The sequence below is a fragment of the Selenomonadales bacterium genome (assembly GCA_018335585.1).
In the GTDB taxonomy this organism is placed as follows: Bacteria; Bacillota; UBA994; order UBA994; family UBA994; genus UBA994.
Genome location: JAGXRZ010000044.1, coordinates 22,812 through 46,559 on the forward strand (window position 1 = coordinate 22,812; position 23,748 = coordinate 46,559).

General features: G+C 54.9%; 28 protein-coding genes. All 28 read right to left on the bottom strand.

Annotation, left to right across the window (positions count from 1 at the left end; all coding sequences use genetic code 11):
• Position 1 precedes the first annotated feature (1 nt).
• Positions 2–1,984, bottom strand: coding sequence for a hypothetical protein (locus tag KGZ66_08385; GenBank protein MBS3985611.1), 1,983 nt, complete (start codon positions 1,982–1,984; stop codon positions 2–4).
• Between the two features lie 247 nt (positions 1,985–2,231).
• On the bottom strand, positions 2,232–2,570 hold the full coding sequence (locus KGZ66_08390) for a hypothetical protein (GenBank protein ID MBS3985612.1): 339 nt from the start codon (positions 2,568–2,570) through the stop codon (positions 2,232–2,234).
• Between the two features lie 11 nt (positions 2,571–2,581).
• The gene (locus KGZ66_08395; GenBank protein MBS3985613.1) at positions 2,582–3,145 is read right to left on the bottom strand and encodes a phage tail protein; all 564 of its coding nucleotides are present in this window, start codon (positions 3,143–3,145) and stop codon (positions 2,582–2,584) included.
• 11 nt (positions 3,146–3,156) lie between these two features.
• Positions 3,157–3,468, bottom strand: coding sequence for a hypothetical protein (locus KGZ66_08400; GenBank protein MBS3985614.1), 312 nt, complete (start codon positions 3,466–3,468; stop codon positions 3,157–3,159).
• A complete protein-coding gene (locus tag KGZ66_08405) occupies positions 3,458–3,838 on the bottom strand; it encodes an HK97 gp10 family phage protein (GenBank protein ID MBS3985615.1) in 381 nt (126 codons plus the stop codon). The genes KGZ66_08400 and KGZ66_08405 overlap by 11 nt, the downstream gene beginning before the upstream one ends.
• Positions 3,839–3,857: 19 nt before the next feature.
• Entirely contained in the window at positions 3,858–4,175 is a 318-nt protein-coding gene (locus KGZ66_08410; protein ID MBS3985616.1) for a phage head closure protein, read from the bottom strand.
• 5 nt (positions 4,176–4,180) lie between these two features.
• Positions 4,181–4,465 carry a head-tail connector protein gene (locus KGZ66_08415; GenBank protein MBS3985617.1) on the bottom strand — a complete coding sequence of 95 codons (285 nt, stop codon included), beginning with the start codon at positions 4,463–4,465 and terminating at the stop codon, positions 4,181–4,183.
• Between the two features lie 35 nt (positions 4,466–4,500).
• The gene (locus KGZ66_08420; protein MBS3985618.1) at positions 4,501–5,694 is read right to left on the bottom strand and encodes a phage major capsid protein; all 1,194 of its coding nucleotides are present in this window, start codon (positions 5,692–5,694) and stop codon (positions 4,501–4,503) included.
• Between the two features lie 21 nt (positions 5,695–5,715).
• Entirely contained in the window at positions 5,716–6,405 is a 690-nt protein-coding gene (locus tag KGZ66_08425; protein MBS3985619.1) for a Clp protease ClpP, read from the bottom strand.
• A complete protein-coding gene (locus tag KGZ66_08430) occupies positions 6,402–7,655 on the bottom strand; it encodes a phage portal protein (protein MBS3985620.1) in 1,254 nt (417 codons plus the stop codon). Before KGZ66_08430 ends, KGZ66_08425 begins: the two co-directional genes overlap by 4 nt.
• Positions 7,656–7,724: 69 nt before the next feature.
• Complete coding sequence (locus tag KGZ66_08435; GenBank protein ID MBS3985621.1) at positions 7,725–8,153, bottom strand: HEAT repeat domain-containing protein; 429 nt, start codon at positions 8,151–8,153, stop codon at positions 7,725–7,727.
• A gap of 125 nt (positions 8,154–8,278) precedes the next feature.
• Positions 8,279–9,880, bottom strand: coding sequence for a terminase large subunit (locus KGZ66_08440; protein ID MBS3985622.1), 1,602 nt, complete (start codon positions 9,878–9,880; stop codon positions 8,279–8,281).
• An 82-nt stretch (positions 9,881–9,962) separates the two neighbouring features.
• A complete protein-coding gene (locus KGZ66_08445) occupies positions 9,963–10,157 on the bottom strand; it encodes a DUF5049 domain-containing protein (protein ID MBS3985623.1) in 195 nt (64 codons plus the stop codon).
• A complete protein-coding gene (locus KGZ66_08450; protein MBS3985624.1) occupies positions 10,144–10,608 on the bottom strand; it encodes a gamma-glutamylcyclotransferase in 465 nt (154 codons plus the stop codon). Before KGZ66_08450 ends, KGZ66_08445 begins: the two co-directional genes overlap by 14 nt.
• Positions 10,609–10,650: 42 nt before the next feature.
• Positions 10,651–11,550: an amidoligase family protein gene (locus KGZ66_08455; protein MBS3985625.1), complete on the bottom strand. Its 900-nt coding sequence runs from the start codon at positions 11,548–11,550 to the stop codon at positions 10,651–10,653.
• 125 nt (positions 11,551–11,675) lie between these two features.
• Positions 11,676–11,900: a DUF4314 domain-containing protein gene (locus KGZ66_08460; protein MBS3985626.1), complete on the bottom strand. Its 225-nt coding sequence runs from the start codon at positions 11,898–11,900 to the stop codon at positions 11,676–11,678.
• A complete protein-coding gene (locus KGZ66_08465; GenBank protein ID MBS3985627.1) occupies positions 11,893–12,561 on the bottom strand; it encodes a virulence protein in 669 nt (222 codons plus the stop codon). Before KGZ66_08465 ends, KGZ66_08460 begins: the two co-directional genes overlap by 8 nt.
• Before the next feature lie 86 nt (positions 12,562–12,647).
• Positions 12,648–13,889 carry a site-specific DNA-methyltransferase gene (locus KGZ66_08470; GenBank protein MBS3985628.1) on the bottom strand — a complete coding sequence of 414 codons (1,242 nt, stop codon included), beginning with the start codon at positions 13,887–13,889 and terminating at the stop codon, positions 12,648–12,650.
• Positions 13,890–14,069: 180 nt separating this feature from the next.
• Entirely contained in the window at positions 14,070–14,645 is a 576-nt protein-coding gene (locus tag KGZ66_08475) for a terminase (protein MBS3985629.1), read from the bottom strand.
• Between the two features lie 105 nt (positions 14,646–14,750).
• On the bottom strand, positions 14,751–15,131 hold the full coding sequence (locus KGZ66_08480; GenBank protein ID MBS3985630.1) for an HNH endonuclease: 381 nt from the start codon (positions 15,129–15,131) through the stop codon (positions 14,751–14,753).
• Between the two features lie 122 nt (positions 15,132–15,253).
• Entirely contained in the window at positions 15,254–15,709 is a 456-nt protein-coding gene (locus KGZ66_08485) for a hypothetical protein (GenBank protein MBS3985631.1), read from the bottom strand.
• Positions 15,706–17,064, bottom strand: coding sequence for a DEAD/DEAH box helicase (locus KGZ66_08490; GenBank protein ID MBS3985632.1), 1,359 nt, complete (start codon positions 17,062–17,064; stop codon positions 15,706–15,708). Before KGZ66_08490 ends, KGZ66_08485 begins: the two co-directional genes overlap by 4 nt.
• Entirely contained in the window at positions 17,045–17,326 is a 282-nt protein-coding gene (locus KGZ66_08495; protein ID MBS3985633.1) for a VRR-NUC domain-containing protein, read from the bottom strand. The genes KGZ66_08490 and KGZ66_08495 overlap by 20 nt, the downstream gene beginning before the upstream one ends.
• 224 nt (positions 17,327–17,550) lie before the next feature.
• Complete coding sequence (locus tag KGZ66_08500; GenBank protein MBS3985634.1) at positions 17,551–19,884, bottom strand: hypothetical protein; 2,334 nt, start codon at positions 19,882–19,884, stop codon at positions 17,551–17,553.
• Complete coding sequence (locus KGZ66_08505) at positions 19,865–20,305, bottom strand: DUF4406 domain-containing protein (protein MBS3985635.1); 441 nt, start codon at positions 20,303–20,305, stop codon at positions 19,865–19,867. The genes KGZ66_08500 and KGZ66_08505 overlap by 20 nt, the downstream gene beginning before the upstream one ends.
• Entirely contained in the window at positions 20,292–21,074 is a 783-nt protein-coding gene (locus KGZ66_08510) for a phage antirepressor KilAC domain-containing protein (GenBank protein MBS3985636.1), read from the bottom strand. The genes KGZ66_08505 and KGZ66_08510 overlap by 14 nt, the downstream gene beginning before the upstream one ends.
• 93 nt (positions 21,075–21,167) lie before the next feature.
• Complete coding sequence (locus tag KGZ66_08515) at positions 21,168–23,102, bottom strand: DNA polymerase (protein ID MBS3985637.1); 1,935 nt, start codon at positions 23,100–23,102, stop codon at positions 21,168–21,170.
• Between the two features lie 62 nt (positions 23,103–23,164).
• The gene (locus KGZ66_08520) at positions 23,165–23,746 is read right to left on the bottom strand and encodes a DUF2815 family protein (protein ID MBS3985638.1); all 582 of its coding nucleotides are present in this window, start codon (positions 23,744–23,746) and stop codon (positions 23,165–23,167) included.
• Between the last annotated feature and the right edge of the window lie 2 nt (positions 23,747–23,748).

The window sequence follows — 23,748 nt, forward strand, 5'->3', positions numbered from 1 at the left end:
TTTACTTTCCTCCCCTGGCCCTGGTGTTGGTCTGGATATGGCGATGCAGCTGACGGCTAATGGCGTCGATATCTGTGTCACTACGGACGGTCATGTTCTGTACATTTACCAGCGGGGCATTGTAGATTGACGGCCCCGCGCCAGTTGCTGCCCCCGCAGCCATAGCTGCGCCTGCCATGACCGGCTGGGCACCTCCGATTGAGGGTGCGCGAATCTGTAAATCTTCGAGCTTGCCATACTCGTCCTGGATAACCTTAACCCCCGCCCTGATGTTGTCGACCAGAGACGGGCTCTGCCTGGCAAAGGGATTCAGTTTGTTAAGCGTACCCCGAATGCCATCCACAATGCCCGTGACCGTTTCGCGGGCGCGGCGAATCGGCCCGGCTATAGCTTCCACAATACCGCCCATCATCTCACGGACTCGCGCTACCATGTCCTCCAGCCGCCCTATCGTATTGTCTCGTATCGCCTGGATTACTTCACCGGCGCGATCTCTGGCCCAGGCCAGTCGCTCCCGGATTCCCTCAGCGATGCCGGAAAATATGGTTCTAACACTCTGTCCAAAGGCCGTTATCCGTGCCCCCGCGTCAGCGACAAATCCTGCCACAGCCGCCTTCACATCGTCAAAGTTACGGATCAGCCACACAATGCCCGCTACCAACGCAGCGATGATGGCAATGACGGCAATAACCTTGGCTAAAAGCAGAACCTTCATGGCGATGAATGCGCCGACGGACACTTTCGCCAGAGCCGCGGCTGCAGTCAAGGCACCGAGTGCGGTGGTAATGGCACCGATGGCGCCAATCACCTTGCCTATGATAATTAAAAGCGGCGCCAGGGCTGCTACCGCGGCCAGAACCGTGATAATAATCTTGGCGGTGCCTTCGTCTAGTCCCCGAAACCAGGCAGCAAGTTCTTCCACTCGTTTGGCCAGGTCTTGGATCATGGGCAATAACACCTTGCCGAACGTCACTCCGACTACTGCCCCGGTCATGGCCAGCTGTGCCTTGGCTGTGTCTAACACGTCGTTAAATTCGTTTAAACCGTCCAGCGTATCTTGGCTGAGAATCAACCCCGCCGCAGCCGCTTCATCGCCAAGCTTTTTAAGCGAATCCGCACCGCCGAGGATCAGCGGGTTGAGGTCTTGGGCGGATTTTCCCATCAGGGCCATGGCCATTATGTTTCGTTCTGTTTCGTTCTCCACGCCTCCGAGAGCGGCAATCACGTCATGGAATACCGCTTCGTTGTCGCGCAGCTTGCCAGTCTCATCAGTGATAGCCACGCCCAACCGCTCGAACGTGGCAATTGCTTGCTTGTTCCCATCTTGTGCCGCGCCCATGGTACGCGTTAACTTAGTCAGGCTGCCTGTGAGTGTTTCTAGCGGCACATCGATGAGGTCAGAGGCGTAGCGGAATCTTTGCAGGGTGTCAGTCGTTAGCCCAGTTTGTTTGGCCAGGGTGTTAAAATCATCTGCGGCAGCCGCCGATTTTACGGTTAACCCGACGAGACCGGTAAGGGCGGCAGCGGCAGCGCCGCTGACGGGCGCGAGCTTCTTACCCAGGGCTTCCGTGTCCTTCCCGAACTTACTGATGCCCTCTCCCGCTTGCTTGAAGCGGTTGTTTACCTCTATCAGCTGTTTCTCTAGCCCTTTCAGTTCGGCTTGCGCCGCTATGACTTCCCGTGTTATAGCCCTGTACTGGTCTTCGCCAATCTTGCCCTCGCGAAAGGCCTGCTCGGCCTGCCGCTGCGCCTCCCGGAGGGTGTCCAAACGTTCAGCAGAGGTTTTGACAGCGTCTGCCAGCAGTTTCTTTCTTTGCGTCAGGAGTTCGACGTTGCGGGGGTCAAGCTTTAAGAGTCTTTCGACCTGGCGCAGTTCAGAAGAAATGTCCTTCGCGCTTTTATCTACGCCTTTGAGGGCCTCGCCAAGCTTAGTCGTGTCCCCGCCAATTTCGATGGTGATTCCACGTATTCGTTTGCTTGTCACAGATTCACCCCCCGCTCCTAAAATCTATCAAAATCCTGCTGGCTGGCTGGCCGCGCTCTGACCGGATCCGCGTGCCTGGAACTCGCTTGTGGCACATTCGCGTCATTATAGGTCCCGATGTAATCAATGAGCATCCCCACAGTGAGCGTCTCAAAGTCCTGCAGAGTCAATCCTCGCTGCAGCGCCCCCACCATGATGGTTTCCGTGGTAAGCGCAGGTGTAGCTCCGGCCTCGTGGCTCCCGCCCTCTACTTTTTTTTTGTCCCCATAAGGCTGGCTGCCAAGAGGTCGACTGTCTCGCGCAGGACTTCGTCCAGCGGGAACTCGCTAAACTGGTCAAGCCATATTTCAGGCTCCGGGATAGACGGGTCCGCAGTTTTGGCCATCACCCAGACCAGGTTATAGAACAACTCGAGGTCGAGCGCGTCGTAATTTTCCAGTTCACCCGTCGTGACGTTGATCGCTTTCTCCAGCTTGAGCAGATCTTTCAACGCATCGCGCTGGAACTGGGCCTTGTAGCGCAGCAAATAAGCGGCGGTGCTCTTAAAACGCACCGCCCGCCCGTCAATTATGATTGTTTTCTCCATGCTGATTACCCCTATGGTGTCGGGGGCACGAAGGTATACACATCAGTGAAGAAGTCGCTATAGCCAGTTTTGCCAGCTTCCAGTTTGGCTTTAACAAAGCCGGTGCCCGGCGCGGGGCTGGCAATCAGGTTCAGCGTTTCGGTCCCAACTTCCACCGCGGCTGCTGTCGTTGTACTCGTCAGCGCAGGCCGACGTACGTGCACATAGTACAATACGTGCCGGGTTGCGTTAACATCGCCGTTAAACTCGAACAGCAGAGCGATCTGCTTGGGACGGGCGTTAACATCCTCAAACAGACCCTCGTTCTGGTCGAGCCTGTCACCCAGCACGGCAATGCGGAAGGCGTCTGGCATTAGCGCCATTTCCAGCGAGCCTTCATAGCCCTGATTGGACTCGACACTAAAGTACAGACCGTCGTCCGCGTAAAATTCCGCCTTCTCACCTTTAGGCTCAAGCGTAATACTAACACCGCCAGGTACGGGCACGGGGGTCGCATACGTGAGTGTCCCGCCAGTTTCGGTTGCCACGGCGTAGTGTACATTCTTCAAGCCGTACTTCACTTTGTTGGCCGACATGAGGCACCTCCCTAGATCTGAATTTCATAAACAACTTGGTAGAGCTTTTCGCTGGGTATCCACGTCTCCCGCTTGTCGTAGAATATTTCATTCGCGGTCAAAGCCGCTTCAACCAAAGCTTCCCTTGCGACGTCTTTGCGCAGGGAGTACAGCTCCACCTGGTAATTAGTGCGGGGATAATAGACCCTATTGTCCGCCGCGAAGTTGTCGCTACCTTCAGCAAAATATGTGAGATAGGGCAACTCAGGCGGGGCTGCCCCAAAGTGTGAATACGCCACCGGCAAGCCGGTGGCACTGAGGATTTCGTATAGTCTAGCCGCCACGCCTGATCACCTCCTCTACCGCGGCAAAGTAATCAGCCGCTACCTTATCTCCAACAGGGTCGATGTGCGGCTGTGCCTGTGTCCTGCCGCCGTCCCTGGTGGCGTGGCCGTGCTCTAACAGGTGGGTGAGCCGAGGGCGTGCCTTGTTGTGCAAAATAAACCGCATCGGGCCTCTGTAAGTTTGCTCTACTCTCACGCTCCAGCCGCGCCTATATCTGCCTGTGCGCTTTGGGCTTGCGCTGAGGAGCTCGGCTGCACCTTCACGCGCGACGCGTTCGCCAGCAGTGTTCATACCCTCCACGATGTCGGCGGTGTATGTGGCTAGTCGAGCCATGATCTCCTTGCTCAACTGGTCGACCTTGATTGTCAATTGACTTCCCCCTCACCCTCTACACGCGTTCTACACACATCAATGTTAGCTCCCGCTTTCTGCCGTCCACATCAAGTACTGAATGGATATCAAACGTCCTGGCACCTTCCAGCAAGCGCATGGCTGGGACAATACCTGGGCGGTGGCGAATGCGGACGCGGTGTGTCACCTCGGCGTTGACCTTGGCCGCATCGAAAAACTCCCGGCCGGAAATGGCCTCAATTTGCGCGTAGACTGTAGCGGTATCGCTCCATGTTTCGCTCACTACGCCGAGGCTGTCCTGGGTCAAAGTCGGGGTTTGCAGTGTGATCCGATGCCTCAGCTTACCTATGGCCATAAGCCTCACCAGCTTTCTTTCCGGTAAGCAAAGAGCAGCCTCTTGATGGTATCTACAAGTACCGGAGTCAGAAGGGCCTCGCGCTGCTCGTAGAACTGGGCGGTGGCATAAAGGATTGCCTGCCGGACAACCTCCGGCACTTCCGCAAAGTCGGACAGCGGCTGGCGGAGGATACCTGCGACGATATCCTCCGCTGCAGCCATAAAGCTGCCGATGAGCGCGTCCTCAGTCTCACCGTCCACCCTGAGCCACGTTTTTGCCTCTTCTAGTGTGACGACCACTGCGCTCATCTCCCTTCCCTCTAACTGCCCACCTTGAGGACAAACTACGCCTTCTGCTGCAATATCTTGATGGACTCGGGGAGCACCAGTTTGCCGTCCACGCGCTGGGTAGCGATAAAGCCTACTTGTCCCGTGGCTGCATACAACTCGTTCAGCCGTTTGAACACCCGACCCTGGCGGTCGGCTACCCAGTAGTAGCTGAAATCGCCGAACACTATACTCTTTGCACCCGCCTCGATAACCGGCATATAGGCCGAGGTGTAAAGGGGACGGTTGATGATGGTGTCGGGCGTTGCTTCTTTGATGGAGGGTTGCCATAGATACTGGCCATTGTTGTCCTTGAGCTTGCGGATGGCCTTTACCGTCGAGTCGTTCATGATAAAGGCGGCTTTCTTGCGGTAAGGGGACTTGAGGCTGTAGAACACGTCAAGGATTTCGTCGAGGGTAATGGCTGCGGCGGCGGCCGTGGTCACGCCGACTTGTCCGCCGCCCGTGGCGGCAAGGATGCCGGTGGGTTTTCCAGCGCCATCGCCCACGAAGAATGCTTCCTCTTCCTTGGCACCAATGCGGCGGGCGAACTCCCTGGCAATATAGGTTTCCAGATTGAATACACTGTCGTTTAGCAGTTCCTCACTGACCTTGATCATGGTGGCCAGCTTGAAAGCGCCGATGGACACCTGTCCGAAAGTGTCATCGCTCTCGGGGATGGCACCCTCTTCATCAACCCAGGATGCGGTGCCTTTAGACGCCACCACGGGAATCTTGCGGTCACCGCTGGAAGTGGTAATGACATTGGCCAGCCGCCTAAAAATGTTTTCTTCCTCGAGGGCTTTAATCAGGGTGCGCTCAAACTCGTCGGGCACCAGGTAGCCGCCTTCGGTATCTTCTCCTACGCGCAGCGAGTTCTGAATATCGCCGCTGCGCTTACCGCGCATGGCACTCCAAAAGGCCCTCTGATACTCGGCTGTGGCCCGGCCGTTCTTTGCCTCGCCGTAAGAGGACGGTCGGCTGGTGATGGGTGCGTTGGTGGGATGGGATAGCTCTGCGTCAAGGACAGCCTGGCGCTCCAAACGGTCAATTTCTCTACCCAGGGCTACCACGTCAGCTTCCATCTTCTCGTAAGTTGATGTGTCCTCAGCAGACAGCAGCCCGTCGCCTCCCCGTTTGGTGTCAAGGAAGGCCTTTGTTGCTTCCCATGCCTTTGCACGTTTTTCGCGCAGTTCTAGAATTTTGCTCATTCTCATTTCCTCCTTGATATTTTAGTGGGGAATTAAAGAGAGCCGCTTATCCAGCGACTCAATGGGGGTGCCCGTTTTTGGTTTTGCTTTGGGGATTTTCCCAAGCAGGGAGTTGGCCACAGCCATGCGACTGAAGATCAGGCTTTCTTCTGAATCCGGGGCCTCCTCATCTGTTGTGAACAGGATTTTGTCGGCAAAGCCAAGCTCCACAGCCTTCTTGGCGTTCATCCAGGTTTCTGCATCCATGAGCTGCGAAAGTTTCACTCGTGACAGCCCGGATTTCAGCTCATAGGCGTTGATGATACTCTCCTTGACCTCATCGAGTAGCGCCTTGGCGCGAAGCATCTCTTCGCTGTCGCCGATGGCGATGGTTGAGGGGTTGTGGATCATGAGCATGGACACGGGAGACATGTGCACCTCGCTTCCGGCCATAGCGATGACCGAGGCGGCGCTGGCGGCGATGCCATCAATCCTGACGGTGACCTGTCCGGCATAGTCCATGAGCATGTTGTAGATCTGCGCCGCCGCAAAAACATCGCCACCGGGAGAGTTAATCCACACCGTGATGTTGCCCGAACCTGACATTAGTTCACCCTTGAACAACTTGGGCGTAACCTCGTCGCCCCACCAGGATTCCTCGGCGATAGGTCCGTTGAGATAGAGGGTGCGCCCCTCCGCTGAGTTAAGCACCCAGTTCCAGAATTTCCTCATGTACTGACCTCCTTCGGTTGATGAGTGGCAAAGACACCCGCATCAGCCAGCTTTGTCATGTTGCCGTTGACCAGATATAGGTCTCCGCCATCCTCGTTGGGAATGCGATTCATGTCCTCAAGTTCGCGGATATCGTTCGCCGACAGCCACCCGTTCTGCCGCCCCGTGGCGTAACCGTTCATGCGTCCCTGATAGTCTCCTCGCAACAGCCCGTCCACATTAAACCTGATAAAGTACCTGAGCTTTTCCGAAGGCAAGAGAAGCGCCTGCTGCAAAGCCTGTTCCCACCGCATTACCCACGGATTGAGGGTGTACTTGACGAACTCCAGCGACTGCTGCTCAATGTTCGAGAAGCTGGACTTCTCCAGATCTCCGACCATGTGAGGCGGTACGCGGAAGATGCGGGCAATCTCATTAAGTTGGAACTTCCGCGTCTCCAGAAACTGCGCCTGTTCCGGTGGAATGCCGATGGACTGAAACTTCATCCCTTCTTCCAGTACCGCGATGCGGTGGGCATTGCCGCTACCCTGGTAGACTGCGTTCCAGCTTTCCCGCACTCTTTTGGGGTCCTTGACCACGCCGGGATGCTCCAGCACTCCACCGGGATTAGCCCCGTTAGAGAAAAAGGATGCTCCGTATTCCTCTGTTGCCATAGCCAGCCCGATAGCATTTTTGGCAATGCCGATGGGCGAGTAGCCGATCAGTCCGTCAAAGCCAAGACCCGGGATATGCAGTACCTCGTCCCTGCGCAGAACTACCGTTCCACTGTCTGGATTTGTCCGGCTTTCCTCGGCATCGCGGCGGTAGGTATAGGTCAGTTCGCCGCTTGCAGACCGCGACACATCCATCTTGTTCGGGAGCAAAGGGTAGAGGGCCAATACCTGCCCACGCCCGTCCCGAATGATTTGTGCGTAGGCGTTACCCCAAAGCAAAAGATGACTCATCAGTGTTTCTCTGAACACAAATGATGTCATCTCCGGGTTTGGTTCGTTATGGATTAGGTAGTATAGCCGATGCTCGACCGCTTTCTCCTTGCCGCCATCGGTCCTGTAGCGGTAAACCCGCAGCGGCAGCCCGGCGATGGCCTCAGACAGTATCCTTACGCAGGCATACACAGCCGTAGCCTGCATGGCGGTTCGCTCGTTGACTGTTTTACCCGCTGTGGTGCCGCCGAACAGAAACGAAAAGGCACTGCTCATGCGGTTTTGCGGCTTATCCCTTGAGCGGAATAGCCGAGAAAATATGCTCATTTACCTTTCACCTCCGAAAAAGGGCATGAAAAAGGCACCGCCGGAGCGATGCTCAGTAATGTTACTGTATTACTTTTTCTTTGGCAAAGAAGGAATTACATTAGATAACCACTTGTCCAGTTGATCCCCTTTGTCTCCCTCATATGTATCGTAAATTTCAGGGTACATCTCGGAGAACTTCCGTTTGAAGTCCTCAAGTGTAAAGCCTTCTTCGAGCTTGTCCCTAACAATTACCAGCTTCTTGTTAATCTCCTTAACCAAGTTACCCTTTGGTTTTTTCCCAAGATAAATTGGCTTTCCGGCATATGTGATTTTGCGGGCCTGGGCGGCTCTAAAGGCAGCCTCCTTAACTTTGAAGACAGGGTCGTGTATCGCTAGACGAGCTAAGATGTCTTTAGACGGTTGGTCATCCATTACGGCAAGTCCTTCAACAGCCTGCAATCTCTCACGCCAGTTGCTTTTGTTATTGGCCATCCTTTTGAGTCTTTCAATATCCACCTAAATCCCCCCTGTTCACCCGCATGGGTGCTTTTGCTAAATTATAGCACGTAGATGTGGATTGCAGTGGGAGAAATCCCTCTCCAAAAACTCTCTCGTGATTATTGCTCCACGCCGTATATGCTTTAAATGATCAAAAGTCCACGCTCATTGTAGACAGAGCCTCCCGAACCTCCACCGCAGCGGATGGCACGGTCGAGGGCCATGATGGTCGCCACCGCGCCATCTATTTTTTCTGTGCTCTTTTCTTTGTCGGGCTTCAAGTTGCCAGCGGGGTCAGTCTTGATGAAGATATTGTCCATCATCCACCGTAGCACCGGATGGCCGCCGTGGGCGATTTTCTCCTCCAGCGTCAGCTTCATCAGTTCCTTCGTCGGCGGAGACATATCCTTAAAGCCCTGACCAAAGGGAACAACAGTGAATCCCATCCCCTCAAGGTTCTGCACCATCTGCACAGCACCCCAACGGTCAAAGGCAATTTCTCGAATGTTGTACTTCTCTGCAAGTTCTTCAATGAACTTCTCGATATAGCCGTAATGTACGACATTCCCCTCGGTGGTCAGCAGATGCCCCTGCTTCTCCCAGAGATCGTACTGCACATGGTCCCGTCGCACGCGCAGGTCAATGTTTCCCTCGGGCATCCAGAAGTATGGGAGAACAACGTACTTGTCATTCTCGTCTTCCGGTGGGAACACCAGAACAAACGCCGTGACGTCCGTCGTGCTCGACAGATCCAACCCGCCGTAGCAGACACGACCTTCAAGGGACGTGGTATCTATCGGGAATGCGCAAGCATCCCACTTGGCCATCGGCATCCAGCGGACGGCCTGCTTCACCCACTGATTCAGCCGCAGTTGTCGGAAGCTGTTCTCCTCTGCGGGGTTCTGCTTCGCGCTCTCACAGGCGGCCTTTACTTTATCTATACTGACCGTAATACCGAGGGATGGGTTCGCCTTCTTCCACACCTTTGGGTCAGTCCAGTCATCATCATCCTTCGCGCCGTATATGACGGGATAAAATGTGGGATCACACTTCCTGCCCTCAAGGATATCCACCGCCTTCTGGTGGGTCTCATAACATATGCTCTGGGTGTCGTTGCCTGCGGTGGTTATGAGGAAGTAAAGTGGCTGCGTCCGCGCATCTCCTGAACCTTTGGTCATCACGTCAAATAGCTTCCGGTTGGGCTGGGTGTGTAGTTCATCAAAAACCACCCCATGGATGTTAAAGCCGTGCTTGGAGTATGCTTCTGCGCTCAGCACCTGGTAGAAGCTGTTGGTCGGCAGGTAGATTAGCCTCTTGGTCGAGGCCAGTAGCTTAACCCGCCGGGATAGAGCCGGGCACATCCGCACCATATCGGCGGCCACCTCAAATACGATGGACGCCTGCTGGCGGTCAGCTGCACAGCCGTACACTTCAGCGCGCTCCTCCCGGTCGCCGCAGGTGAGCAGCAAGGCAATTGCTGCTGCCAGCTCGCTCTTGCCCATCTTCTTGGGTATCTCTACATACGCGGTGTTGAACTGCCGATGCCCGCTCGGCTTGAGGACGCCGAACAAGTCGCGGACAATCTGCTCCTGCCAGTCGATTAGTTCAAAGGGCTTGCCCGCCCAGGAACCTTTGGTATGAGAGAGGGCTTCTATAAAGGACACGGCATAATCTGCAGCACCCTTGTCGTAGCGAGAACCCTCTGCCATGAAGGCGGTAGGCCTGTACTTCTTCAGCTTTCGCATATCTGCCGCCTCCTCGAGACTAGCGGAATACAAGAACAGAGCCTCCGAAGAAGCTCTGTTTCGCCAGCGCTGACTGATTGGTCTATTCCTGTTTGGTATACTCGCCCGTCATAATAAATCGGCTGTATTCTGCCTTGTTGCTGTTAAGGTACCCCAGCAGCTCATGAAAGCCGTGGACATAAGCCTCGTACTGAACGCGGGGCACGTCAAACATGTTGGTTACGCCGCTGGCCCTGATGGCGAGGATCTGCTTCCTGACTTCGTCAGTCACACGCATTCCCCCCTGTCTCTACGGACTCTATGGTGGCCCTGCGCAGGATTTCGATGTCAAAGCCCGCGCTCTTGTAACCTTCCAGAATGGTGCTGTAGTAATAGCAGCTTGGCTGCCCAAACAGCCTGCCATCGTTCAGAATGTAGACCATCGCCTCGACGCTCTTACCGTCGAGCTCTACTGAAACTACTTCCTTCCGGTAAAGGAATGGCCAGCCCTCGTAGCGGTCCAGCGCCGCTTCATCGGCAGGCGTTATTTCCCAGACCAGCACCGGCACGCTGCCGCCTTCAAATGGCTCGACCGTGGCCACTGCGCCAGCGTGTGCGCCCCTGAACAAGAGTCGCCAGCCTGTCATTACGCTGCTTCCCAGTACCGTTGCTGTGGGGCACCTGTCCGCCATCTGCGCTAGGTTTAGGTTGGAGCCGTAAGCGAGATACAGCTTTTTGCTTTGCTTCATAGACTTTGTCCTCCTTTGTCTTTATGAGGGGTTTCAGGCGGCTCAGGCCGCCCGAAACCTCCAGGCCGCCGAGCCGCGCAGGTGGGCTGTCAGGTGCTCGCGGCAGTTAGCAAACTCGTCGCCGATGAAGCCGATGCGGTTGAGGTAAGTCCGCATGGCGAACTTCTGGTTGTCTGTTTGCGGCTTCTTTGCCGATGCGCATTTTTGCGTCAAGGCTTGGTGGTTGAGCGCCAGGGCGAGAACTATGTAGCTTCTGACCTTGCCCGCGTGGAGTTCGCTGTTGAAGCCCCTCAGTTCTACCGTGCGGTTGCCAGTGAAGAAGCTGTGCAGGTTGAGAAAATGGTAGCGGCTCTGGTGGTAGTGCTGGCCGCGGCTCTCGCTGTAGCCCTCGTACCAGATTTCCTCAAGCATCTCCATGGTCTTGGGCTTTCTGAGGTTCATCTTCTCAACTAGCAGGCTGTCCATCTTCTTGCAGTAGTTCATGCGCTGAGGCGCAATCTGGAGCGCGTCATAGAAAAGGTCATTCTTGCTGGCGATGATGTTCACGAAGTTGCGGATGCTTCTGGGCGTGTGGCTGGCTCCATCCAGATGGATGTGTATGCCGCAGGTGGTGTTAGCAAAGGCCCCGGCCTGGCGAAGCTTGCGCACTAGCTCCTGCAGAGTGTCAATGTCCTCCCGGTAGGTGAGGATGGGACTAACCAGCTCCACACTGTAGTCGCGGGAGGCGGAAACCTTCCGCTTGCCCTGCCTCGTCTGGCAGGCAATGCTGCCGTCACTCATGAACTTCCAGACCCTACCGTCCGGTGCAGTGACCCTCTTGGTGTCGTAGTAGTCGCCTGCGCCGGTTACCGTGCCACCCAAGTGTTCCGCGGCGATCCTGGCTGCCTCGCTTCTGGTGATGCCTGTGAACTCGATCTCGATCCCAAACTTGCTCTTAAACATCTGGTTCAGCCTCCTTCAGAGTGTTGGTGTACCTTTGGGTATGTACATATATCACTCTGAACGGCTGTAATAGCAAGCTATTTCTGTAAAGAAAACACACTAATACGGGGGCCTTGGAGACATGCCTATAGCCTCTTAACGACGTCCTCACCGTAGACGATGCCGAGGGTGGAGCCGCTGTCCCAGCTGCAGAAAATGGTTCCGGTGTCGTCGATGAAGTCCACGGTCCCCTGGTCACGGGGCTTCAGCGTGGAGTACGGGTCGTTCATTCTGACCAGTTCCACGCGAGTTCCGCGGGGATATGTCTTACGCAGTTGTAGCACAGTCTCCTTGGCGGGGAAGCTATTCACCCGGTGTCACCTCGGCTTTGGGCGCCCCACTTTTGAAGGCACTGTTGCCAGAAAGGTTCTTCAGCAGGACTCTACGCGCAACCTTGTACTCGTCACCCACGAAGCCCAATCTGATGAGGAACACCCGGAAAGCAAACTTCTCATTGTCTACTTCCTTCTCCTTGGCCGTGACCCGCTTTTGCTCCTTGGCCGCTGCGCAGAGTGCACCGATGAAGCGAGAGTACGCTAAGACTTCATCGCTCTCCGCCGGGAGCTTGACCCAGGGGAATACCAGGGTGTTTTCGGTCCGTTCGATGACTAGTGAATCGGCATTAAGGGCCTTCTTGATGAGGTTGGCCTTGCTGGCGATAAGTTTTTTAAGGTTGGAGATGCTTTCCTCGGTGAATCCGTCCAGCGGCATCTCGATGGCCAGCCGGTTCTGAGCGTCAGACTCCTCAAAGTCAAAGCCTCTTTCCGAAAGTCCAGTCATGACCTTCTGGGCGAGATCACTGTCCAGTTCGATCGGGTAGCTGAGGGTGCCTTCTTTGTCGATAGAAAACCGCCCGACCTCGTAGGCGAATGTGGGTGCACCTTTGTAGCTAATGGGTTCACCCACCAGATCGCTAATGGCAGACACCATCTCTTTTCGCCTTGCACCTGTTACGTTGTATCTTAGTTCCATACTCGTGAGCCTCCTTTGCTTCTTTGGTGAGTACATATATCCCTCTGAAGCTGTGGAAAAGCAAGTTCTATCTGACGACAGAGGCTTTACTGAAGGTGCTCGGGCACCTTCACTTCGTTGAAGTGTACCTTTTCCCCGCCCCGAATGAGATAGACATCCTTGGCTGATACCTGCTCAATATACCTTTTTACAATGACATCGCAGTACTTTTCATCGAGCTCTACGGTAAAGCACATTCTGTCCGTCTGCTCACTGGCAATAAGCGTAGAGCCGCTTCCACCGAAGGGATCGAGAACTATGCAGCCAGTCATAGAACTATTTACGATGGGATAGGCGATGAGCGGTACCGGTTTCATGGTAGGATGCTCGCCATTCTTCTTGGACTTCTCAAACTCCCATATCGTGGTCTGCTTCCGGTCGGAGTACCAGGCGTGCTTGCCGGTCTTCTTCCAACCAAAAAGAATCGGCTCGTGCTGCCACTGGTAGGGAGAGCGCCCAAGGACCAGCGACTGCTTCTTCCAGATGCAAGTCCCGGAAAGATAGAATCCCGCGTCAGAAAAGGCCCTGCGGAAGTTCAGACCTTCTGTGTCAGCATGGAACACGTAGATGCTTGCATCCTTGGCCATCGCTTTTTCGGTGTGGGTAAAGGCCGCAAGCAGGAACTGATAGAACTTGTCGCCCGCCATATTGTCGTTCTTGATTTTCCCGGCGCGACCTTCGTAGTTGACATTGTAGGGTGGGTCCGTCACCGTCAGGTTGGCCTGCTTCCCATCCATGAGGAGCTCAAAGGTTTCAGCCTTAGTGCTATCGCCGCAGACCAGGCGGTGCTTGCCCAGCAGCCACAAATCTCCCAACTGGGTGATGGCGGGCTTTTGAAGCTCGGCATCCACGTCAAAGTCATCGTCTTTGACATCATCCATTCCACCCAGCAGCTTATTGAGCTCGGCATCGTCAAAGCCAAGGAGCGAAATGTCAAAGTCCGCGCCTTGCAGGTCCGCAAGTTCCACAGACAGCATTTCCGCATCCCAGCCAGCATTCAGCGCAAGCCGGTTATCTGCGATGATGTAGGCGCGCTTCTGAGCCTCAGATAGATGCTCGGCAAATACACAGGGCACCTCGGCTATGCCTTCTTCCTTGGCGGCCAGGATGCGGCCGTGGCCAGCAATCACGTTGAGATCTTTGTCGACGATGACCGGGTTTACGAAGCCAAACTCCCGTAAGGAAGCCCGCAGCTGCAGGATCTGCTCCTTACTATGGGTGCGGGCGTTTCTGGCATACGGCACTAGCCGGTCGATATTCACTTTCTCAAAGCGCTCGGTTGTCTTCATGCCGTAAAACCATCCTTTCAAGTCCCCTTTGTGCACCAGACAAGTCGCCTGACAGGGCTTGGCCACGTAATGTCTTGATCTGCTGCCTGTTCAGTCCCGATTGCTTTAGGCTTCGCATGAAATGTGCAAGCCCCGGCTGATGCTTTGATTGCGGCTCTTTCATCACCGAAAACGGTCTCATTATTTTCTCCTCCCCGATAATAGGGCCTCCATAATGTCGTCCTGCGGGTTGCTCACAAAGGCTGTGGTGCAGTTCTGCTTCACGATGTCGAAAATCTCATACCAGAGCAGGTTAGCCTGTTTCTGAAATGACTGGCTCATCTGAACGAAGGGGCTGGCGATCGCCCCACCGGTTGTCGGGTGTTTGCCTAGAAGGCCGTACAGACTAATGGCCTCTTCGCATTGAATGTAGCGGGTGAAAGCTTGCGCATAGGCCTCGATAAGCCTCGGGTTTACAAACTTTTCGCACCCACGTTCTTTGAGCCATTTCCACGTTTCAATAAAGAGAGCATCAGCACCCAGCGACTTGCCGTCCTTTTGCCTAGAGCGAAGAAAGTCGCTGGGAGTTGGCATGTCCTCTCCATGTAGATCTGCTGCTCCCTCAAGGTCCTCAGCTTCAAGCAGGGATTCAGGTTTGAGGTCCGGGACCTCCAATATCTTTGCTGCCTTGCCTTTTGTGATTTTGTCCGCCAAAGCATGGGGCTTATCTCCGGCGCGAATGCGCCTGCCCCCTCTGTTAGTGCCGTCCTTTGCCACGCGCCGCCACCTCCTTTTGCAGCGGAGGGGGTTAATCCCCCGTTTGAACCGTGATTTTTGCGCGCGTGCCCCTGCGCCCGTTCCCCGCCTCAAAGGCTACAGAGATTAAGACCGCCCCTGGGGGCAGTCCCTTCGCCTCCAGCGGCTACCGTCTCGAGCAGTAATCTCAGAATGGCATGGTGTGCATAGGGACATCAGGTTTGTGAATTCATTGGTGCCGTCTTGCGATAACGGCTTTATGTGGTGTACCTCATCGGCTAGCACGCTCTTACCACGCGCCAGGCATTGCTCACACAATGGATGGGAAGCGATGTAACGGTCGCGGATGCGCTTCCACGTCCTGCCGTAGCGTTTCTTCACTGCCGGGTCGCGCTGGTAGCGTTCATAGCGCCTGGCTTCCTGTTTCGCATGCGCTACACAGAACCGGGAGTCAGTCAGCTCCGGGCAGCCGGGATGTGAACAAGGCCGCTTTGGTTTGTATGGCATCTGCTCACCTCGTTTTTTGGCATAAGAAAAGCCCCCGCGGTTTTCCGCGAAGGCTCTGCCCAGTAATCCACAATACTATTGTAAGCTGCTATTCTGCAAAAATCGTCCACTGTTTGTCCACTCTAAAGACCGTAGAGAAGAAGCGTCAATTGGCGCAAGGCCTCTTCCTTTCTCTTGTACACCCAGGAACGCTCGATATGGAGCTTCTCGCTGATGTTCAGAACAGCCTCTGTCTTAGTAATGTCTCTGACGAAGAATTCATGCAGGATAAAACGCGAGGCATCATCAAGCATCTCCCAAGCTGGTTTGAACCATTCCATGTACTCCAGCGCCTGCCGGTAACGTTCCTTAAGAACATCAATCTCATCAATACAGGCAGCCAGTCGATCTTCTGCGGCTTTGGGATTATACGCCTTGGGCATCAGTGTTGGCAGAGACCTCCTTGGCGACTCTGCCTTTGCATAGATGGCAGCTATGCTCTCATCGGTGTTCTCAATAATGAATTCCATGTTGCTGTAATCCTTAAGGGCATTAACAGCCGCTGTTTTCTTGTCTAAGTAATGCCAAACGATGTTCACTGTGCCAAACCTCCTTTAACAGCCGCCTTGACCGCATCGATAAGCGCGGCTTGGGTATTGTTCTTATCCTTTAGAGCTTTCATGACCTGTTCGTCAATGGTATCCCTGGCTATGATATGGTGAATCACAACCGTGTCCTTTTGCCCTTGCCGCCAGAGACGAGCGTTGGTTTGCTGGTAAAGCTCCAGACTCCAGGTAAGGCCAAACCATACCAGCGTAGAACCCCCCGCCTGTAGATTTAGTCCGTGACCAGCAGAAGCCGGGTGAATGACTCCCAGCTGGATTTCTCCTTTGTTCCATCGCCTGATGCTCTCTGCTGAATCCAATTTTTCAGCCGCAAAACGCTCCAATATCCGCTCCAGATCGTGCCTGAACCAATAGGCAACCAGCACCGACTTGCCGTTAGCAGCTTCGATAATATCCTCCAAAGCATCTAGCTTGCGGTCATGAAGCTTAACCACGCCACCGTCACCATCGTAGACTGCTCCGTTAGCCATCTGAAGCAGCTTGCCGGAGAGGGCTGCAGCATTTGCGGCGTCAATTTCCCTGTGCTTGAAGGACAGCACCATCTCAGCCTTCATGGTCTGGTAGTGTTGCGCTTCAGGCTCGGACATCCGGACGGGAACTTCATTCATCACGAGCTCGGGCAGTTTCAGGTAGTCGCTGCCCTTCATGCTGATGGTGATGTCTGAAATGAGGCGGTAGATGGCTTCCTCTGCCCCGGGTTTCGGTTTATAGCTAAAGATGACCTGGCCATTGCGCTTATCCGGCGTGAAGAAGGCTTCACGGTAATTGCCAATAAAGCGCCCCAGGCGCCGCCCCATGTCAAGGAGGCGAAACTCCGCCCATAAGTCGATTAGCCCATTGCTGGACGGTGTGCCCGTCAGACCCACTATCCGCTTAACCAGGGGCCTCACTTTGATCAGGCTTCTGAACCGCTTGGCTTGATGAGACTTGAAGGAGGACAGCTCATCGACTACTACCATATCGTAGTCAAAGGGGAGCCCGCTCTTGGTGACCAACCACTCCACGTTCTCCCGATTGATAAGGTAGACCTGTACTCTTTGCAACAGAGCCGCTTTCCGCTGGGACTCATTGCCGATTGCAACTGTATAGGTCAGGTCGCGCAGATGATCCCACTTCTCAATCTCCGCGGGCCAGGTATCCCGTGCCACTCTGAGAGGGGCGATGACCAGCACCTTGCGAATCAGAAAGCTGTCCAGGGTGAGGTCAAAGATGGCGGTCAGGGTGATCACCGACTTACCAAGACCCATATCCAGCAGGATCGCCGCAATGGGATGCTGGAGGATATACTCCGTGGCATATACCTGGTATTCATGTGGTTCGTATTTCATCGAGTATCCCTCCAATCTGTGTTTCACTGTCTAACACATACACCAGAAATCCTAGCCGCCTGAGCATCCCATGCCTTATAGCCTGCAGGGGTCTGGGTTTCCTACCATGCGCCTTCACTTCCACAAAAGCCATCCTACTGCCAGGTAGAAGCACGAGACGGTCCGGCATGCCATCGTAACCAGGCGAGACAAACTTCACGGCAATTCCACCAGCTGCTTTGACTGCTCGGACAAGTTTCTGTTCTATCAGTTTCTCACGCATAAGAACCTCGTGTGCCGATACATGTGCCCAAGCACTTCAAACTCTTACGCGCGAGTACACGCTCATTCGTGCCCATTACTCCTTTATTACCTATAACTACATCATTTAGAGAGTGAATTATTGGCACAATGGGAACAGGCAAGGCAAGGAGCGTGGTATATAAGGGGCTTGCGACTGTGCCGACAGGCTGCTGTATTGGCACGACTGGAACAATGGGCATGTGCCTAAGCCTCCTCGCCGGAACGGATGAACACTCGTTGCGGACCATATAGCGGCAGGTTCTTCTTACCGGTTTTGTTGCCGGTGAACTTCACCCAGCCCCCGATTTTATTGAGAATCTCCTCGATCTCGTAAGAATCGCCCTTCTTGAGAGCTTCGCGGTTCTTGCCGAAGCACTCGCACCAGATCTCCATAATACAGACCTGCTCCCGGCGCAGAGTCCCCGTGCGGCTTTCACCACCGAACTCGCTGCCGTCAAGAAAGTTGCGGCGGGCATATAAGTCCAGCTTGTCCCACCCGTCGGGCAAGAGGGTGTCGAGATATTCGGCCACCAGGCCTTCCCGGTCATCTCCCTCCATAGCGTCGCGCTGTTGTGTAATGGCTTCCTCCGCGAGGCTGCCTTTGAGAAACAGTTCCTCTCCCTCGTTGTAGCGCTCGATCGCTTCAGCCCATACTTGGTCAACCTCTGTCAGCTCCCATGCCTGGTATTTGCCCTGACCTACAACTCGCACTGGCCAGAACCGGCGGTTTCCCGTGATATCGCGCAGGAAGCCGCCGTCGCTGTTGGTGGTGCCAACAATGATGCAGGAGCGGGGGTGGCTCTCCACAACAACACCGTAGGACTGCCGGTACTTGTCATCGGTACGCGTTATGAAGGATTTCACCGTCTCCACGTCTACCTTTTTGATGCCTGCCAGTTCGCCAAGCTCCAGTATCCAATACCCCTGCAGCTTCTCCGGCGCGGTCTTGTCTTTCATGTCCGAGATGGCGAGGGAGTCAGAATACCACTGGCCGCCCAGCCGGGCAAAGAGTGTGGACTTGCCGATGCCCTGGGCACCGTTTAGCACGAGGATGGAGTCAAACTTCACTCCCGGCTGGTAGATACGCGCCACCGCCGCCACCAGTGTCTTGCGGGTAACAGCCCGCACATAAGGTGTATCTTCAGCGCCAAGATAGTCGATGAGTAGAGTATCTAGTCGTTCTATACCATCCCATGACAGCCCGCCGAGGTACTCCTTAACCGGGTGGTAGAGGCGCTCGACAGAAACAACCCCAAGCAACGCATCTTTGAACTTGGTCGGCGACCAGATGCCATAGGTGCGCTCGAAGTATAGCTTCGCGCAGGCCAGGTCAGTATCGCTCCAGCCGGGCTTAACCTGTGGCCAGGGGAGCTCCCCGATAACATCGATCATGTTCTTAAACTGGTTAAAGACGATAGGCTGCAGATTTGGGTCAAAGCGCATGATGGTGGAGATATTGGTGAGTGTGTCTTTCACCTCACCTGTCTTGTCTAGCTCAAGCTGACTCTGCCAGTTGTCCTCATTGGTGAAGTCCGCTTCAGCCTGCGCCCGGCGTTCCTCGGCTAGTTTCGCCCTGACCTGCTCATCTTTAACTGCAAAGTCCGACATGGCTTTGAATGACGCCTTCTCGTCGAGGTCACTGAACTTATGCAGGCGCACTAGGTCAAAAGCGTTGAGCAGCTTGCCACAGACCGGGTCGGTGGCGTGATGGCTATAGGCAAACTTGCCGTCGTAGATAACTACACCTGCGGAACTGTCGGCGGGGATGTAATCGTAGCGGCCTGCCATAGCGGAAGGTTCGTACACTCCTGAGAGAAAAGCTTCAATGGCCGCCTCAATGGAGTAGGCCTTGCAGAACGCTCCCACAACACCATCTTTAGCAAGGGGGTCCTGTTGCTGTTTTAGTCGGCGCTCCAGTACCTCAGACTGCCGTTTTGATGTGGGCCACATGGCTGTATCCCGCCAGTCTGCATATTTGGAGAGGTACACGTCGGGGTCGAGCAGCTCGCCGTCTTTCTCGTGGAACACGTACTCTCCGTCAGAGGAGGTGGATGGCCAGTACATCAGCCGCGAGGGCTCATACGTTGTGTCATCGAACAGGTCAATGCCTATTTCCTTGGCCACCATTCGTCCCAGAGCTGGGTACTCATCCTCGCTTACCTCACGGGCCAGGGGGACAACCAACCGCAGGCGCGGCGCTTCCGGCGTGCTTTTGTGGGTGGAATAGGCGCAGCAGGTCCAGTCGTAGAGAGCCTCTATCTGCTCCCAAATGTCAGGGGTGGCATAGTCCATGTCCAATGTAAGCATGGACCGGCAAAGGACATACCCATTGCCCCGCTTGCCCTCCCGCAGTGCACCCCCCACAAAGCCGCCGATGTCCTTAATACTGTCCTGCTGCGCTTTGCTCATTTTGCGATACTCGGACACTGTCTCAGTGGTACGCTTCGTCGTGCGAACGGCGTTCTTGAAATCTGCCCAGGAAATGTCCTTGTTCTTCCACCGCTTGTCCATGCGGCTGTTACCGACGGCTATCTTCATCCCGCGCAACCTCCTTGCATCTCTCAGTGAAGTACCGGACCGGAATCCCCAGGCTCTCGGCCTTGGAGATCTCCTGCGCCATCCCAGATGAAATCTTGCCGCCAAACACCCACAGAGCGTCGCACTTTGTCAGGAGAACCAGCGCACAGGATAACCCGAGTTCACGGCTCTCTTTATCTTCCTCGTCCAGAAACTGTGGGAAGTGGAGGTGCGGTGCGAGGGGAACGCACCCCTCGCTGATCGCAAACCGGCAGTAACCGCGGGCACGGCTAATGTTATAGTCAGTGTCGCCAGCAAAAGGCGAGCAAATGTAGACCAGCGAGCGACGCTCTTTTGCTTTAGCCTTTTCCTCAGATACCACTCTTGCTAGAGCTTTTGCGGCAGTGGGCTCGGGGTAGCCTTTGCTGTTACGCCAGTCCATGGCCGTTCTTCTTTGCGCCCAGAAAGTAGTTGATAAAGTACTGCTGCCCTTTGCCCGTCACCTTTGTCGTCTTAGAAATGGTGACATGACCATCGGAATGAGTAATGGCCGTTTCCTTGACCTTAAACAGCCCAAGCTCCATAGCCTTCTGTGTCGGGGCATTGTAATCGGTACCCTTCCGCTTAATTAAAAAGCCGTCCTGTCGGAGCCTTTCAAACAAGCGGTTCTGACCGATGTCGACACCGTTGCCCTTGAGGATTTTGGCCAGCTCACCGATGAGGATGGTCCCTTCAGAAACCGATACGGCATCAGCAAAGATTACCTTTGGTTTGTTCTCTGCTGCCTGAACCTGGAGCTGCTCTTTTGCCTGGCGTTCCGCCTTGAGAGTGGTTAAGAGCATAATCCAGGAGTCGGGGTCATTCATGATTTCTTCCAGTTTGGAGGTTGTGACGTAAGCACCATGCTTTCGGATTTGCGGCAGAACTTCGTGGGTGACCCAGCGTTTGAACTTCTTGGCTTCGGGCTTGCGGGAGAGCAGGATAACATTATAGAGCCCGCTCTCGCTAATCACTGTCAGTTCCTGTTTGCCGCCAAGGGTGTCAACAATACTTACATCCTTCTCGTCCTCGTCCAAGCGGTCAGCTACCATGCGACTGTTACTGAGTTCCAGCACATCACATACATCCTTTAACACCCACCAGGGCTCGCCGTTCCTCTGAATAGTTCTGATCTCGTTCCCCTCGTAGGAGAATGCCTGTAGTTCGTTCATGTGGCTCGTCCTTTCCGAAGGCTCAGTTTGCTGTGGCCTTCACTATACAGCCAGGGGGAAGGACGCATTCGGACGGTCTGAAGAAAAAAGTCCTCAATCTTTTTTATAAAATGGGCACACGAAGCCTTCGGCACGAAGCAGCAGCCCCTCCGCCCAAGACGGGGTTTCGGCCATATGGCGGCAGACATCGTCTGGAGACACCTCCGGAGGCGCTTCTATAACCACCTCATCGTGAACGCTCATGACGATGGAAAACCCCGCTGCGTCAAGTCGCCGCATGGCATGGCAAAGGATATCCCGGGAAATTGCCTGCACAATGTTCTCCACGAACTTGGGGCCATAGCTTTCGATGCGCTCCCACTTCTTGCTGATGCCTACTCCCTCATAGGTAACCGCCTCACCGCCAAAGCGGTTCTGCCCGATCTTCGGTTTCACATAGGCCAGCCGCCTGCCGGAGGGCAGCACAATAAAGAGCATGCCGCTTCTGTACTCAAACCGGATGCCGTGGGTTTGTGTGTTGGTTCGCTCATTGACCGCGGTCATCGCCGCCTTGTCAACATCCCACCAGAGCCTCACGATTTTGGGATTGGCGCTTCTCCACGCATTCACCAGCGGTTGCAGCTCATGCTCGGCTAACCCCATCTCCAGGGCGCCCATAGCTTTCAGAGCTCCGACTGAGCCGCCATAGCCAAGCGCCAACTCCGCGATTTTACCTTTTTGCCTGAGCGGGCTTCCCTTGGTTATTTCCTCAATAGGGACTTGGAACATCTGGCTTGCCGACGCCTCATAAATCTTGCCGTGAGTGGCAAACACCTCGTTACGCCATGTCTCGCCCGCCAGCCATGCGATAACGCGGGCTTCAATGGCAGAGAAGTCGGCTACGATGAACTTATAGCCTGGCCGGGGCACAAATGCTGTCCGTATAAGCTCCGACAGAACAAGGGGAACGGAATCATAGAGCGCATCTAGCATCTCGAAACTGCCGCTTTTTACAAGGTTTCGAGCCTCGGCCAAATCCGGCAGATGGTTCTGGGGCAGGTTTTGCACTTGAATCAGCCTGCCAGCCCAGCGCCCGGTTCGGTTCGCGCCATAGAACTGCAAGAGCCCCCTGGCCCGGCCATCGTTACCGACAACGTTGCCCATTGTCGTGTATTTCTTCACACTGCTCTTAGCGAGTGACTGCCGCAGCTCCAACACTTGCTTGAGGTCATGTGGCGCAGATTTGAGCATCTCCTTGACTGCCGCTTTGTCCAGGGTATCGGTTTCCATCCCGTGCTCCGCAAGCCATGCCTTCATCTGAGCAATCGAGTTGGGGTTGTCCAGCGTAGTTAGCTTCATCATCTGCTTGGTTAGCTCAGCCCGCGACCGCTCATCAAAGCGGATTGCTTGTGCGACCAGATCCAAGTCCAGCTGGATGCCCCGGTCGTTGATATACTGGTCGAGAATGTAGGTTAGCCACTCGTCCTCCGGTACGGGGAACTTATGGAGCCGTGCCTGAATTGCCTGTTCTGTCTCCACGTCGCGGACGTTGTAAGCTCTAAACTGCTCCCATTTGTCCGGCGCATCGGAGGGAAGGTTGCGTGTCCGGCCACCGTTTGCCTTCGTGGGTTTACAGGGGACGGAGAAATATCTGATGAGGTCTTTACCTTCCTTGAGCTTCTGCTTCTCCAGCCCCAGCACTGCGCCCGTACCCTCCAAAGATAGCGGAAGGCCCAGATACGCCGCCCACACCATGGTGCAGCGCCATGATTCGGGCCTGAGCCAGTGGCCTAAATATCTTGACAGGCAGACCCGCTCAAACTGCGCGTTAAAGGCCCACTTAGTTACGCTTTCATCTACCAGAGCCTTCTCTATTTCACGGGGCAGTTTTTCTCCGCCCACTATGTCGACTACATGCACATTGCCTCCATCAGCGGAGTAGCTGAACAGCAGAATCTCAAAATTGGGGGATTCGGCGTACTTGTAGACGCCGCACTTCGACAGGTCACGGTCGCTAAATGTTTCAATATCCACACTGAGATGTTTCATAAACCCTCCATATCTGAGCAGGGCGGCAAGTTTTCTCGCCGCCCTGCTCACCGTATATGTCATTAGCCGAGGAAGTCGTCTCCATCGCTGTCAGTTGTGAAGTCATCCGCTGCGCTGGCCCGGCCGCCCAACGGCTCACCGTCACGGACTTTCTGGATGTTACCCAGTCCGCAGGCAACACCGCGGTTGCCGTTAGAGTTAAACGCATAGAAGTTCACGCTTACTCTCGCATAGACCCCGGAGTAGACCTCAGAACGGCTCATGATGGGGTTCAGGGACTTGTCCACGATCTCTGGCGCAGAGTTGCTGTTGGCGTTCACGAAGTAGCTGTCGGCATAGGCCTCATCGTCCGGGCGGTCAATATCGCCGTCCCGCAGCGGCAGTTTCAAGGCGGACTTGCTCGGGATCTTGCCCCCAAACTTGCCGCGCCCTTCCTCGATGGCGGCGTCTACAGCGGCGTTGATGGCCGCGAGGGTCTTGGTGTCGCTCTTGGGGATGATTAGGCTGACGCTGTACTTGGGCGTTCCGCCGTTGATGCTCTTGGGTTCGTGGACATTGGCATAACTGAGGCGGACGACCCCGGTGACCACCTTTGTGGGATTCTTGGCGGGACTCGGATTAATACGGGTTGCGTTGTTTGACATGG

Coding starts and splice junctions, on each gene's coding strand:
- KGZ66_08390 (MBS3985612.1), bottom strand. CDS start 2,570: ATGGAGAAAACAATCATAATTGACGGGCGGGCGGTGCGTTTTAAGAGC.
- KGZ66_08395 (MBS3985613.1), bottom strand. CDS start 3,145: ATGTCGGCCAACAAAGTGAAGTACGGCTTGAAGAATGTACACTACGCC.
- KGZ66_08410 (MBS3985616.1), bottom strand. CDS start 4,175: ATGGCCATAGGTAAGCTGAGGCATCGGATCACACTGCAAACCCCGACT.
- KGZ66_08415 (MBS3985617.1), bottom strand. CDS start 4,465: ATGAGCGCAGTGGTCGTCACACTAGAAGAGGCAAAAACGTGGCTCAGG.
- KGZ66_08420 (MBS3985618.1), bottom strand. CDS start 5,694: ATGAGCAAAATTCTAGAACTGCGCGAAAAACGTGCAAAGGCATGGGAA.
- KGZ66_08425 (MBS3985619.1), bottom strand. CDS start 6,405: ATGAGGAAATTCTGGAACTGGGTGCTTAACTCAGCGGAGGGGCGCACC.
- KGZ66_08430 (MBS3985620.1), bottom strand. CDS start 7,655: ATGAGCATATTTTCTCGGCTATTCCGCTCAAGGGATAAGCCGCAAAAC.
- KGZ66_08440 (MBS3985622.1), bottom strand. CDS start 9,880: ATGCGAAAGCTGAAGAAGTACAGGCCTACCGCCTTCATGGCAGAGGGT.
- KGZ66_08445 (MBS3985623.1), bottom strand. CDS start 10,157: ATGCGTGTGACTGACGAAGTCAGGAAGCAGATCCTCGCCATCAGGGCC.
- KGZ66_08450 (MBS3985624.1), bottom strand. CDS start 10,608: ATGAAGCAAAGCAAAAAGCTGTATCTCGCTTACGGCTCCAACCTAAAC.
- KGZ66_08455 (MBS3985625.1), bottom strand. CDS start 11,550: ATGTTTAAGAGCAAGTTTGGGATCGAGATCGAGTTCACAGGCATCACC.
- KGZ66_08465 (MBS3985627.1), bottom strand. CDS start 12,561: ATGGAACTAAGATACAACGTAACAGGTGCAAGGCGAAAAGAGATGGTG.
- KGZ66_08470 (MBS3985628.1), bottom strand. CDS start 13,889: ATGAAGACAACCGAGCGCTTTGAGAAAGTGAATATCGACCGGCTAGTG.
- KGZ66_08480 (MBS3985630.1), bottom strand. CDS start 15,131: ATGCCATACAAACCAAAGCGGCCTTGTTCACATCCCGGCTGCCCGGAG.
- KGZ66_08490 (MBS3985632.1), bottom strand. CDS start 17,064: ATGAAATACGAACCACATGAATACCAGGTATATGCCACGGAGTATATC.
- KGZ66_08495 (MBS3985633.1), bottom strand. CDS start 17,326: ATGCGTGAGAAACTGATAGAACAGAAACTTGTCCGAGCAGTCAAAGCA.
- KGZ66_08500 (MBS3985634.1), bottom strand. CDS start 19,884: ATGAAGATAGCCGTCGGTAACAGCCGCATGGACAAGCGGTGGAAGAAC.
- KGZ66_08505 (MBS3985635.1), bottom strand. CDS start 20,305: ATGGACTGGCGTAACAGCAAAGGCTACCCCGAGCCCACTGCCGCAAAA.
- KGZ66_08510 (MBS3985636.1), bottom strand. CDS start 21,074: ATGAACGAACTACAGGCATTCTCCTACGAGGGGAACGAGATCAGAACT.
- KGZ66_08515 (MBS3985637.1), bottom strand. CDS start 23,102: ATGAAACATCTCAGTGTGGATATTGAAACATTTAGCGACCGTGACCTG.
- KGZ66_08520 (MBS3985638.1), bottom strand. CDS start 23,746: ATGTCAAACAACGCAACCCGTATTAATCCGAGTCCCGCCAAGAATCCC.